At 70.6% G+C, this 11,552-nt stretch carries 11 protein-coding genes and 1 pseudogene; 7 read left to right on the top strand and 5 right to left on the bottom strand.

Annotated features, from left to right (window positions below):
* Positions 1 to 111: 111 nt before the first annotated feature.
* The 4 genes from FJ251_02940 to FJ251_02925 all read left to right on the top strand — a co-directional run bounded on the left by FJ251_02940 (position 112) and on the right by FJ251_02925 (position 2,926).
* Positions 112 to 627: a sigma-70 family RNA polymerase sigma factor gene (locus FJ251_02940; protein ID MBM4116684.1), complete on the top strand. Its 516-nt coding sequence runs from the start codon at positions 112 to 114 to the stop codon at positions 625 to 627.
* Entirely contained in the window at positions 620 to 1,057 is a 438-nt protein-coding gene (locus FJ251_02935; GenBank protein MBM4116683.1) for a hypothetical protein, read from the top strand. The genes FJ251_02940 and FJ251_02935 overlap by 8 nt, the downstream gene beginning before the upstream one ends.
* Before the next feature lie 156 nt (positions 1,058 to 1,213).
* Positions 1,214 to 1,858 (top strand): hypothetical protein, encoded by a 645-nt coding sequence (locus FJ251_02930; protein ID MBM4116682.1) that lies wholly within the window; start codon positions 1,214 to 1,216, stop codon positions 1,856 to 1,858.
* A gap of 177 nt (positions 1,859 to 2,035) precedes the next feature.
* Positions 2,036 to 2,926, top strand: a complete 891-nt coding sequence (locus FJ251_02925) for a LysR family transcriptional regulator (GenBank protein ID MBM4116681.1) — start codon at positions 2,036 to 2,038, stop codon at positions 2,924 to 2,926.
* A gap of 57 nt (positions 2,927 to 2,983) precedes the next feature.
* On the opposite strand, the gene FJ251_02920 is transcribed toward FJ251_02925, so the two are convergent.
* The 5 genes and pseudogenes from FJ251_02920 to FJ251_02900 form a co-directional block, all read right to left on the bottom strand.
* On the bottom strand, positions 2,984 to 3,388 hold the full coding sequence (locus FJ251_02920) for a PaaI family thioesterase (GenBank protein ID MBM4116680.1): 405 nt from the start codon (positions 3,386 to 3,388) through the stop codon (positions 2,984 to 2,986).
* Positions 3,385 to 4,593 carry a 3-oxoadipyl-CoA thiolase gene (gene pcaF, locus FJ251_02915; GenBank protein ID MBM4116679.1) on the bottom strand — a complete coding sequence of 403 codons (1,209 nt, stop codon included), beginning with the start codon at positions 4,591 to 4,593 and terminating at the stop codon, positions 3,385 to 3,387. The genes FJ251_02920 and pcaF overlap by 4 nt, the downstream gene beginning before the upstream one ends.
* A 31-nt stretch (positions 4,594 to 4,624) precedes the next feature.
* Positions 4,625 to 6,003, bottom strand: a pseudogene (locus FJ251_02910) (aspartate aminotransferase family protein).
* An 83-nt stretch (positions 6,004 to 6,086) separates the two neighbouring features.
* The gene (locus FJ251_02905) at positions 6,087 to 7,442 is read right to left on the bottom strand and encodes a 3-oxoacid CoA-transferase subunit A (protein ID MBM4116678.1); all 1,356 of its coding nucleotides are present in this window, start codon (positions 7,440 to 7,442) and stop codon (positions 6,087 to 6,089) included.
* A 63-nt stretch (positions 7,443 to 7,505) separates the two neighbouring features.
* Positions 7,506 to 9,242 carry a hypothetical protein gene (locus FJ251_02900; protein ID MBM4116677.1) on the bottom strand — a complete coding sequence of 579 codons (1,737 nt, stop codon included), beginning with the start codon at positions 9,240 to 9,242 and terminating at the stop codon, positions 7,506 to 7,508.
* A gap of 344 nt (positions 9,243 to 9,586) precedes the next feature.
* Here FJ251_02900 and FJ251_02895 point away from each other — a divergent pair, with 344 nt between their 5' ends.
* The 3 genes from FJ251_02895 to FJ251_02885 form a co-directional block, all read left to right on the top strand.
* Positions 9,587 to 9,958 (top strand): hypothetical protein, encoded by a 372-nt coding sequence (locus tag FJ251_02895; GenBank protein MBM4116676.1) that lies wholly within the window; start codon positions 9,587 to 9,589, stop codon positions 9,956 to 9,958.
* Entirely contained in the window at positions 9,955 to 10,884 is a 930-nt protein-coding gene (locus FJ251_02890; GenBank protein ID MBM4116675.1) for an ABC transporter ATP-binding protein, read from the top strand. The genes FJ251_02895 and FJ251_02890 overlap by 4 nt, the downstream gene beginning before the upstream one ends.
* A gap of 2 nt (positions 10,885 to 10,886) precedes the next feature.
* Positions 10,887 to 11,552: ABC transporter permease (locus FJ251_02885; protein MBM4116674.1), on the top strand; the 666-nt coding region annotated here is incomplete at its 3' end.

Here is an 11,552-nt window from a genome sequence, read left to right as displayed (position 1 = left end):
GCCGGGTGGAGGACCCATGAAGGCGATTGCGATGGACGAACAGGAGTGGCGGCGGATCGCCGAGTCCGGGAGCGCCGTGGAGGCGCTCCGCGGCCGCTTTTCCCCGTCCTCATGCGCGAGACCCGCGAGAGCCTCTACGCGACCCTCCACCGCATCGTGAGAAACGACGAGGACGCCGAGGACCTCCTGCAGGACACCTACCTGCGTGCCCTTTCGCGGCTCGACAGCTACCGCGGCGAGGGTTGCCCCGAGGCCTGGCTGCGGCGGATCGCCGTCCGCCTGGCCCTGAACCACCTGCGGGGGCGCAGGCTCCGGCGCATGCTGCCGTGGCCGCTGCCCCCGGCGGAGGGCAGCGCATCCGTGGCGACTGCAGCCGATGCCGAGCGGCGGCCCGGGCCCGACGCCCAGGCGCGGGATGCCCAGCGGCGGCGGCGCCTGGAGGGCCTGCTGGCGGGGCGCCCCGCCAAGGAGCAGGCGGCCTTCGCGCTGCGTCACCTGGAGGACAGACCCTACGCGGAGATCGCGCTGCTCATCGGCACCAGCGAAGCCACGGCGCGCAGCCTGGTCTCCCGTACCGTCTCCCGCCTGGAGCGGGAGATTCGCGAGCGAGGTTGGAGCGATGACTGAACACGATCGTCTGCGCGCACTGCTGGAGCCCGAGCCCCCGCGTTTGAGCGCGGCGGCGGCGGCCCGCATCGAGTCCCGCGTGGAGGCGGCCCTCGCCGGCACCGCGCCGCGGCGGCTGCCGCGCTGGTCCCTCGTGGCAGTCCCGGCCCTGCTCGCCCTGCTCGCGCTCGCCTGGCTGCGGCCCTGGCAGGAGCGCGGCCTGGCGCCGGAGGCCGGGGGCTACTTCGTCATGAGCGAGGAGGAGTACCTCGAGGCGCTCGCCGACTACCAGGCGGGCGGCGGCGATCTGGAGGCGGCCCTCGGGAGCGCCGACGAAGCGAGCGCCGCGGGCATCGACTTCGATCACGGCAACTGGAGCGATGAGGACTGGAAGCGCTTCCAGCAGGAGCTGGAGGACTTCCAACTAACGGACAATGGAGGCACCCGATGAAGCAAAGCACTCTCGGCCTGACAGGCGATCTGGAGGCGGCCCTCGAGAGCGCCGACGAAGCGAGCGCCGCGGGCATCGACTTCGATCACGGCAACTGGAGCGATGAGGACTGGAAGCGCTTCCAGCAGGAGCTGGAGGACTTCCAACTGACGGACAATGGAGGCACCCGATGAAGCAAAGCACTCTCGGCCTGACACTGGCGGCCCTGCTGCTGGCCACAGCCGCCGCCGCCATGGCCCAGCCGGAAGCGCCGCGTGCGCCGAGAGCGCCGCGCGCTCCCGAGCGCCCCTGGCGCGGCCAGCACGACCCGCGCGAGATGACCGAGGCCTTCCGCCTCTACAAGATGACGGAGTACCTGGAGCTGACCGAGGAACAGACGGGGGGGCTGCCGCGCGAAAGGCCCACGAGGAGGGCCTGGACAAGGTGCGCGAGAAGATGAAGGAACTGCGCCAGCTCGTGAAGACGGAGAAGTGGACCGAGGGCGCCAAGCTGGCCGAGGAGATCCACGCGCTGCGCGGCGAGGCGATGCGCAGGCACCACGAGGCGATGGGCGATCTCGTGGAGCTGCTGACGCCCGAGCAGCGCGCCAAGTTCGCCCTCTTCGAGCAGCGCTTCCAGGGCCACCTGCAGCGCGTGGGCGAGCGGATGCACGCACGGGCGCCGCTGCCGCCCGGTGCGCCCGGCGCGCCCGGCAACTGGGATGGCGAGGGGCCGCACGGCCACGGCGGCCCCGGCGGTTCGCACTGGGACGAGGACGAAGGGGAGGCCGGCTCCGACGACGCGCCCGGCCCCGACGACTAGCTCTCCTGCCCGGCTGATTCCCCGCCCCCTCCCGCTGGCGGGAGGGGGCGTCCTTCAGGGCAGCCGGGGCCGCCGGCGGCGGCGCCCCTCCTTTGCTGTCCATTTCTGTCCCGCCATCTGCTAGCCTGCCGGCAAGTCCCCCGCTGCCCACCTCTGCCGCCGGAGGGTTCCGCGAGAATGCGCCGCCCCCTGCCCAGCACCAGCATGCTCCTCGCCTTCGACATGGTGGCGCGCACCGGCAGCTTCACGGCTGCGGCGCGCGAGCTGAACCTCACCCAGGGCGCGATCTCCAAGCAGGTCATCGCCCTCGAGGAGCAGTGCGGCGTGGCCCTCTTCGAGCGCCAGCACGGCGCCGTGCTCCTGACCGAAGCCGGTCAGACCTACGCCAAGGACATCCGCGCCGCCCTGGAGCTGATCCAGACGGCGACGATGCGGGCGATGAGCAACGTGCGGGCGGGCACGCTCACGCTCGCCGTGCTGCCGACCTTCGGCTCGCGCTGGCTGATGCCGCGGCTGCCCAGGTTCCTGAAGGAGCACCCCGGCATCACCGTCCAGTTCGTGACGAAGATCTCGCCCTTCGACTTCGACACCGAGGACATCGACGTCGCCATTCACTATGGCAAGCCCGACTGGCCGGGCGCGACGAGCGTGTACCTCATGGGCGAAGAGCTGATCCCCGTCTGCGCGCCGACCTATCGCGAGGAGAAGGGCCTGCGCGAGCCTGCGGACCTGGCCGGGACCATGCTGATCCACATCTCGAGCCGGCCCGACGCCTGGTCCGATTGGTTTCGGGCGCAGGGCGTCCAGCCGCCGGAGTGCGAGGGGATGTACTTCGAGCAGTTCGCCGCGGCGGCGAGCGCGGCGGCCGCCAGTCTCGGCGCGGCCTTGATTCCCGGGTTCCTGCTGAAGGGAGAGCTCGAACGGGGAGAGCTCGTGCGCCTCTTCGACCTGCCCTATCGCAGTCCGCTCGGCTACTACCTGGTCACCCCGCACGGGCGGGAGAAGTACGGACCCGTGGCGGCATTCACGAACTGGCTCCTGGGCGAGACATCGGATCAAGGCCGCTAGCAGACTACCGCCCTCGGGGTTGCCGGACCACCTGATCCGGCCCCGCCTGCCCGACGGCTAGCGCACCCCTCCTGTCGCAAAGACCATGATCGTCGCGGTCGCCCGGGCGAGCGGTCTTCCCTCCTCATCCTCGATCCAGCCCTCCACGAAGGCCGTGCGCTGCGTGCGATGGGCGACACGACCGCGCGCCGTCAGCTTGCCGCTCTTCGCCGAGCCCAGGAAGTTGATCTTCATCTCGAGGGTCGCCGCCGATAGCTTGTCGCCCGTCTCGGCCATGAAGAACGAGCGCGCCATCGCCGTGTCCAGGAGGCTGCACAGGACGCCCCCGTGCACGATGCCGCCGATGTTCAGGTGCCGCGGCGCCAGGTCCAGCTCGACGACGTACTCGTCGCCGATGAAGCCCTGCGGGGCGAGGCCCAGGTCCTCGATGTGGTGGCTGCCGCCGCCCTCAGAGCCGCTCATGCGTCGAGCCTCTCCAGGACCATGGCGATCCCCTGGCCAACCCCGATGCACATGGCGCAGAGCGCGTAGCGCTTGCCCGTGCGGCGCAATTGCAGGGTCGCCGTCGTGACGAGCCGCGCGCCGCTCATGCCCAGTGGGTGGCCGAGCGCGATGGCGCCCCCCAGGGGATTCAGGCGGGGATCGTCGTCCGCCAGCCCGAGCTCTCGGCTGCAGGTCAGCGCCTGGGCCGCGAAGGCCTCGTTCAGCTCGATGATGTCCATCTCATCCAGCCTGAGCCCGAGACGCGCCAGCAGCTTGCGCGTCGCCGGTACCGGGCCCAGGCCCATGATGCGCGGCGGCACGCCGGCCGTGGCGCAGCCCAGCACGCGCGCCAGCGGCTCGAGCCCATGCCGCGCCGCCGCGGCGGGCGAGGCCAACAGCAGCGCCGCGGCGCCGTCGTTGATCCCCGAGGCGTTCCCGGCCGTCACGGTGCCGGGGCTCGCGAAGATCGCCTTCAGCTCGGCCAGCCGGGCGAGGGTCGTCTCGCGGGGATGCTCATCGCGCTCGACGAGCAGCGGCGCCGCCTTCGCCTGCGGAATCGAGACCGGCACGATCTCCTCCGCGAGGCGGCCGTCCGCCTGCGCGGCCGCGGCTTTGGCCTGGCTCCAGAGCGCGAAGCGATCCTGATCCTCACGGGCGATGCCGAACTCGCGGGCGAGATTCTCCGCCGTGACGGGCATCGTGTCGGTGCCGTACTGCTCGTGCAGCCTGGGATTGACGAAGCGCCAGCCCATCGTCGTGTCGAAGAGCTCGGCATTGCGCGCGAAGGCGGACTCGGCCTTGCCCAGCACGAAGGGCGCCCGCGACATGTTCTCGACGCCGCCGGCGATGGCCAGCCCCAGCTCCCCGCTGGCGATCCCGCGCGCCGCGACGCCGACGGCATCCAGTCCCGATCCGCAGAGCCGGTTGACAGTGACGCCGGGCACGGCCGGCGCCAAGCCCGCCAGCAGCAGCGCCATGCGCGCGACGTTCCGGTTGTCCTCGCCCGCCTGATTGGCGCAACCGAGGATCACGTCCTCGAGCTCCAGCCAATCCACGCTCGGGTGACGGGCCATGAGCGCCTTGAGCGGGATCGCCGCCAGGTCGTCCGCGCGGACGCCGGCCAGGGCGCCGCCGTAGCGGCCGATCGGGGTGCGCACCGCATCGCAGATGAGGGCATCGATCATTTCGCCTGACTCCTGGACTCGGTGGGGACGGCTAGAGCGTCTTCAGCTTGCGCAGGCCATCCAGCAGCGACTCGGCGAAGCGGTCGATCTCGACCTCGGTCATCGCCGTCGACAGCGCCGCCGTGCCAGTGTTGATCATCATGATGCCGCTCGCGAAGAAGTGATCGAGGAGCGCCTGCAGCCGCGCGGTCTCCGGCGCCGTGGCGAAGCTGCTGCGATAGTCCGTGGGCGGCTCCGCCTTCATGTGGAGGCGCAGGAGGGAACCCCGGCCCGTGACGCAGGCCGGCACGTCCGCGATCCGGATCGCCTCGGCGGCGCCGGCACGCGCCCGGTCGCCGAGCCCGTTGAGGCGGGCGACGGCCGCCTCGTCGAAGAGCTTCAGGGCCGTCAACCCGGCGACCATCGTGACCGGATTGGCCGAGAAAGTGCCCGAGTGCGGGAAGCGAACCTGCGCGGCATGCGGATCCATGACGCTCATGACGTCCCGCCGTCCGGCGAGCGCGCCGACGGGGAACCCGCCGCCGATGATCTTGCCCATTGCCGTCAGGTCCGGCCGCACGTCGTACCAGGCCTGGGCGCCCCCGTACTCCGAGCGGTAGGTGATCACCTCGTCGAACACGAGCAGCGCGCCGTGCGCCGTCGCCCAGCCGCGTAGCGTGCGCAGGAACTCCGGTGCGGCCGGCAGCAGCGCCACGCGATGGGGCATGACGTCGATCAGGATGCAGGCCAGGGAGTCGCCGCACTCGTCCAGGATGCGGGCGGCGCGCTCGGAATCGTTGTGGGGAATGACGACCACGTCGTCGAGGGCGGGTCCAGGATGCGGGCGGCGCGCTCGGAATCGTTGTGGGGAATGACGACCACGTCGTCGAGGGCGGCCTGCGGCGTGCCGTGGCAGACCGGCACGCTGGCCGGGTGCTCGGGGTCGCCCCAGTTGTGCGGCTTGGCCGTCTGGCTCACCTCGGCGTAGTCGTACATGCCGTGGTAGGCGCCTTCGACCTTGGCGATGCGCGGCCGGCCCGTGAAGGCGCGCGCCGCCTTCAGGCCGCTCATGACGGCCTCGGTGCCCGAGTTGACGAAGCGGATCATCTCGAAGCTCGGCGTGCGGCCGATCAGGTGCTCGGCGAGCTCGATCTCCTGCTCGGTGGCCAGAGTGAAGGCGCTGCCCTTGCGGAGCTGGGCGGTGACGGCCGCGACGATGGCCGGGTGCGCGTGGCCATGGATGAGCGAGGCCATGTTGTTGGCAAAATCGATGCGCCGGACGCCTTCCACATCCGTCACCCAGCAGCCCTCGCCCTTTTCCACGTACAGGGGGTGCGGTTTGCGCAGGACCGCGTTGCGGCTGACGCCGCCGGGCATCAGTTGCAGGGCCCGCTCGTACAGCGCAGCGCTGCGGGACTTCGTCTCGAGCATGTTCGGCAACCTCTCTGCGGCGGTCGCGGCGCGGGGTCCGCGGCACAGCCGGCGTTGGCGAGCCTTCCCGAATCCCCCCGCGCCTACAGGCCGGGGCCGGCGATCAGCGCCGTTCCCGTGCGCGCCTGCACCTGGTCGAAAGTGACGCCGGGCGCGAGGGCGATCACGACCGGCCCCTGCGGCGTGATGTCGATGACGGCCAGGTCCGTGTAGATGCGGTCGACGCAGCGCTTGCCCGTCAGCGGGTAGCTGCAGCGCTCGACGAGCTTCGGTTCCCCGGTCTTGGTGGTATGCTGGGTGATCACGTAGATCGTCTTGACGCCGGCCACGAGATCCATCGCACCGCCGACAGCGGGGATGGCATCCACCTCCCCGGTCGACCAGTTCGCGAGATCGCCGTTGCGCGAGACCTGCATCGCCCCGAGCACGCAGATGTCGATGTGGCCGCCCCGGATCATGACGAAGGAGTCGGCGTGGTGGAAGTAGGCGGCGCCGGGCACGGCCGAGACCGGCTTCTTGCCCGCATTGATCAACTCGGGGTCCGCCTGCTCCGGCGCCGGAGCCGGCCCCATCCCGAGCAGTCCGTTCTCGACGTGGTAGAACACCTCGCGGTCCTCCGGCACGAACTGGGCCACCAGCTCCGGCATGCCGATCCCCAGGTTGACGTAGGCCCCGTCAGGGATATCGAGGGCGAGGCGGCGGGCCATCGCGTCGCGGTCCCAGCCCACCCCCGCCGGCAGCGCTTCCGCCTTCACGAGAAGGGACTCCTGCAGCGGCTCCCGAACTTCGACCACGCGGGTGACGAAGATCCCCGGCGTGATCACGCACTCCGGATCGATCGCGCCGGCCGGGACGATCGCCTGCACTTGCACGATCGTCGTGCGCGCGGCCGTGCACATGACCGGGCCGAAATTCCGCGCCGTCTTGTTGTAGAGGAGGTTGCCGTAGCGGTCGCCCCGCCAGGCCTTGACCAGCGCGAAGTCCGCGCGCAGGCCGCGCTCCATGACGTAGGTGTGGCCCTCGAAGTTCCGCTGTTCCTTGCCCTCTTCCAGCACCGTGCCCACGGCGGTCCGCGTGTAGAAGGCGGGAATGCCCGCGCCGCCGGCGCGCATCCGCTCGGCGAGGGTCCCCTGCGGCACGAGTTCGAGCTCGATCTTGCCCGCTCGGAAGAGCTCCGGAAACACCGTCGAGTTGGCCGTGCGCGGATAGGAACAGATCATGCGCTTGACCTGCCCGTTCCTGATCAGCGCCGCCAGTCCCACCTCGCCGCTGCCGGTGTTGTTGCTCACGACCGTCAGGTCTCGCGTCCCGCGGTCGATGAGGGCGTGCACGAGCTCGATGGGGCTTCCGGCCTCGCCGAAGCCGCCGATCATGACCGTGGCCCCGTCGAAGATGTCGGCCACCGCAGCGGCCGGAGTCGCACAGCGTTTGTCGATCATCGTCTCCGTCGTGCCCGCATGGCCCGGGGCTGGGACGGCGGCATGCGCGTCGGCGCGGCGCCGCTACTCTTGTTCCTTGTCCTGGAGCGCGGCGGCCAGGGCCTGCTCGATCGCGCGCTCGTCGCCCCGGAAGAAGAACTCGGGCGTGTCGAAGGGCTCCAGGAGATCCACCGTGTTCTGTTCCTCGTCGTAGGCGGCCAGGAAGACCTGGTCCAGCCACTCCATGTTCCGGCCCTGGGTGAACTTGAGCGCGAAGGCCTTGCGGCCGCCGACCATCACCGTGCCGAGGATCGAGATCTTGCCGGCCGAGGACGTCATCGAGATGTAACGCGACGGCCGGTTGAGCGAAGCCAGGGAGCGGTGGATCTTGGAGGCGACGCGATTGATGTCCAAGGCCTTGCGGCCGCCGACCATCACCGTGCCCAGAATCGAGATCTTGCCGGCCGAGGACGTCATCGAGATGTAACGCGACGGCCGGTTGAGCGAAGCCAGGGAGCGGTGGATCTTGGAGGCGACGCGATTGATGTCCGCCAGCGGCGCCGCGAAGTAGTGGTGCTCGCCCGTGGGACGCGCGCAGTACATGCTGTGGAAGCCGCAGCGCAGGGTGGCCAGGAGATTCGCCAAATCGATCCAGTTCTGCGCCGAGCGATCCACGTCCACCCGCCCCGCCTCGTCCAGGAACAGGCTGATGTGCTTCATGATCGGGCTCTGGCTGCGGATGATCACTCCGCGGGACTGCAGGCGCCGGATCGCGGCGATCGTGCTGGGGTTGAGCACCTCGCGCGGCGTGGAGAAGTGCGCCATCCAGGCCACCTGCAGCCCGTTGTTGGTGAGCTCGGCGAAGAGGTCGAGCATCTTGTCGTACTTGGGCGAGAGGATCATCTCCGGGCTGTAGGAGAGGGCGCGGCTGCCCAGCCGGATCGTGCGGACGTGCAGCAGCGCCGGATCGCTCAAGAGCGGCAACGCGTACTGCCGCAAGCGGGCCACGGGCAGGTAGCCCGCGTCGCCGCCGGTGATCAGGATGTCGGTGATCTCCGGGTGCTGGCGCAGGTAGGCGTGCACCTGGCCGATGTCCTCCTGCAGGAACATGTCCTCGTCGCCGCGCACCTGCGCGTGGCGGAAGCAGTAGGTGCAGAAGGCGAAGCAGTCCTGCGTCGACTTGTCGAAGATGAGCTGGCACTGCGGATACTTGTGCTGACTCCCCGCCAGGAACTCGCGCTCCCCGGCCGCGCCCTCGAGCCAGGGCGTGTTCAGCAGCTGGTTGCCGTCGTGGGGATTGCTGTGCTCCCGGATGTGCGCCTCGACGATGCGCTGCCGCCCGGCATCGTCGGCCGCCGCGAGGTAGGCCGCGACCGTCTCGGCGGGCATCATCCCCGGCTGCGGGAAGACCAGCTGGAACAGGGAATCCGTCTCGAAGCGCTGCCAGTTGATGGAGTTCAGCGCGTGCCGGGTGGCGAGGAAGCGGTAGGTCTCGATGAACAGCTCCCGCTCCCGGACGGCGCCGATCTGGATGCCGTTCCGCTCCAGGACGGCCAACACGTCGCGGAAGCCCTGCAGGCCGGCGTAGCGCCGGTGATCGGTGAACAGGAAGGGGGCGGTCTCGAGCAAGCCGGAGTGCTGCGGGTACTGGGCCTGCAGACGCCCGAGCAGACCCAGCGGCAGCAGGTTCTCGCGCTCGATGATGGCCCGCTCCTCGGGCGAGTACCCGTAGCGGTCCATCATGGCCTTGAGATCGGCCTCGCGCAGGGAGGCGGCTGCGGACATCGGCTCGGAGGCGGACTGGAGATGAAGGGGATTCATGGCGGATCCTCGCTTGCCCGCGGGGCGGCTGATTTGGGGAGCGCGTGCATCCCCGCTCCACGGCAAGCCGGGTCTTCTGCACTCCGGTGCTGGCTGCCGGCGCGCCGGACAGGGGCGCCTGCTCGTAAGTATCGGAAGAAGCGGGTATTCAGACAAGCGAAACGTATTCATTGGTCGATGAGCAGACGTAATGCCCGGTCGACTCGAGACGGCGGGTTCGGCCGCCGACCCCGGCGGGCCGCCGCCCGACAGCGGCCGTGCCCGTCGCATCCCGGCTTGCCTCCAGATGCTGACCTGGACCGGCGATCCGTGCTAGGCTCCCGCATCTTCAAGGGCGGTGGCGGTTGCGGAGACTCCTCAGAATTCCCGATCCCTTCCGAGCCGAACCGGATGGCCAGCAGCGCTTCCATCCGCTCGGTCGCCTCGGGCCGGCCTATGCCATCGGCGAGGAGACCCGGCGGCGGCGCCTGGCCCTGGCGTATCGCCTGCACTGGCTGGGCGGCCTGGCCAGCCTCGGTTTCCTCCTCATCTGGTTGGCCGTCTATCGCGGACGCGACCCTCTGATGTTCGTCGCGCCGCCCCTGCTCGCCTATCTACTCGTCCTGATGGCCTACCGCCTGGCCCTTCGTTTCCTGCTGCGCGGCGTGCCGGTGGCGGAGAGCCGGTGGCAGCCCGCGAGCGCCGACGCCGAACCCGCTTCGGGAGATGATCCGTGATCAACGTCGACAAGCTCAGCAAGCACTACGGCGAGATGCGCGCCGTCGACGGCATCAGCTTCCGCGCCGAGCCGGGGCGCATCTTCGGCCTGCTCGGGCCCAACGGCGCCGGCAAGACCACCACGCTCGGCTGCATCTCGGGCCTGCTCAAGCCCACCGCCGGCCACGTCAGCGTGATGGGCCACGACGTGCAGCGCGAGGGCCCCGCCGCGCGCGCGGCCCTCGGCGTCGTGCCCCAGGAGCTGGCGCTCTACGAAGAGCTCTCCGCGCGCGAGAACCTCGACTACTGGGGCGGCGCCTATGGCCTCGGCGGCGCGGCGCTGAAGGCGAGGGTGGCCGCCGCGCTCGAACGCGTCGAGCTCGTCGACCGCGCCAAGGAGCCGGTCAAGCGCTTCAGCGGCGGCATGAAGCGGCGCCTGAACTTCGCCTGCGGCATCGTCCACGCGCCGAAGGTGCTGCTCCTGGACGAGCCCACCGTCGGCGTCGACCCGCAGAGCCGCGTGCGCCTGCTCGAGCTCGTGCGCGAGCTCGCCGCCGGCGGCGCCTGCGTCCTGTACACGACGCACTACATGGAGGAAGCCGAGAAGCTCTGCGACGAGCTGGCGATCGTCGACCGCGGCCACGTGATTGCCATGGGCACGATGGACGAGCTGCGCGCCCAGCTCGGCGAGCGCGACATCCTGCGCATCAGCGGCCATTTCGAGCCCGAGGCCGTACGGCGCGGGCTCAGCGGCCTGGCCGGCGTGGGCGAGATCGTCGCCGACGCCGAGGGCATCACGCTGGACCTGCCGCAGGCCTCGCGCCGACTGCCCGAGGTCTTCGCGGCCCTCGCGGCCGCCGGCGGCGAGCCGCGCGAGACCACGCTCACGCGCCCCAGCCTCGAAAGCCTCTTCATCAAGCTGACCGGCCGCGAGCTGAGGGAGTAGCCGTGAGCGCGCTCGGCAACCACGTGCGCAAGGACCTGCGCCGCCACCGGCGCGAGCCGGTCGTTTTCCTCCTCTGGCTGGGGATTCCCCTGCTCATCGGCGCGCTCTTCACCTTGCTCTTCGGCGGCGACGAGGGGCCGCAGCCCTCGGCGCGCCTGCTCATCGTGGACGAGGACCGCAGCCTGATCAGCGGCCTGCTGGTGCGCGCCCTCAGCGAGCAGAACACGCGCGGCTTCATCCGCGGCGAGCTGGTCGAGGCCGCGGCCGGCCGCGCGCAGATCGAGGACAGCAAGGCCAGCGCCCTGCTCACGCTGCCCGAGGGCTTCGCCGACGCCATCCTGCGCGAGGTGACTAACCCCGCCGAGCGCATCCTGCCGCTGCTCGTCGAGGAGACCCTCGGCGTGCTGGTCGACGGGCACTTCTACCTGCACCGCCTGGCCGGCGAGGACCTGCGCTGGCTCGCGGGCCTCGGCCGCGCGCCCACGGACGCCGAGATCGCCGGCATCAGCGGCCGCCTGCGCGCGCGCATCGAGCGCGTGAGCCGCAGCATCGACCCGCCCCTGATCGCGATCGCCGCCGAGCCGCCCCCGCCGGGCGCGCCGCCGCCCCGCGCGCAGTCTCCGGCCCTGCTCTTCGTGCCGGGCTTGCTCTTCATGGCCCTGCTCTTC

The sequence above is a fragment of the bacterium genome (assembly GCA_016873475.1).
Lineage (GTDB): Bacteria > Krumholzibacteriota > Krumholzibacteriia > JACNKJ01 > JACNKJ01 > VGXI01.
The sequence above is the reverse complement of the archived record's forward strand: the minus strand, read 5'-3'. Positions and strand labels throughout refer to the sequence as shown.

Excerpts from the sequence above, each read along its gene's own strand:
- FJ251_02940 (MBM4116684.1), top strand. The coding sequence starts at position 112 with ATGCGCGAGACCCGCGAGAGCCTCTACGCGACCCTCCACCGCATCGTG.
- FJ251_02935 (MBM4116683.1), top strand. The coding sequence starts at position 620 with ATGACTGAACACGATCGTCTGCGCGCACTGCTGGAGCCCGAGCCCCCG.
- FJ251_02930 (MBM4116682.1), top strand. The coding sequence starts at position 1,214 with ATGGAGGCACCCGATGAAGCAAAGCACTCTCGGCCTGACACTGGCGGC.
- FJ251_02925 (MBM4116681.1), top strand. The coding sequence starts at position 2,036 with ATGCGCCGCCCCCTGCCCAGCACCAGCATGCTCCTCGCCTTCGACATG.
- FJ251_02920 (MBM4116680.1), bottom strand. The coding sequence starts at position 3,388 with ATGAGCGGCTCTGAGGGCGGCGGCAGCCACCACATCGAGGACCTGGGC.
- pcaF (MBM4116679.1), bottom strand. The coding sequence starts at position 4,593 with ATGATCGATGCCCTCATCTGCGATGCGGTGCGCACCCCGATCGGCCGC.
- FJ251_02905 (MBM4116678.1), bottom strand. The coding sequence starts at position 7,442 with ATGATCGACAAACGCTGTGCGACTCCGGCCGCTGCGGTGGCCGACATC.
- FJ251_02900 (MBM4116677.1), bottom strand. The coding sequence starts at position 9,242 with ATGAATCCCCTTCATCTCCAGTCCGCCTCCGAGCCGATGTCCGCAGCC.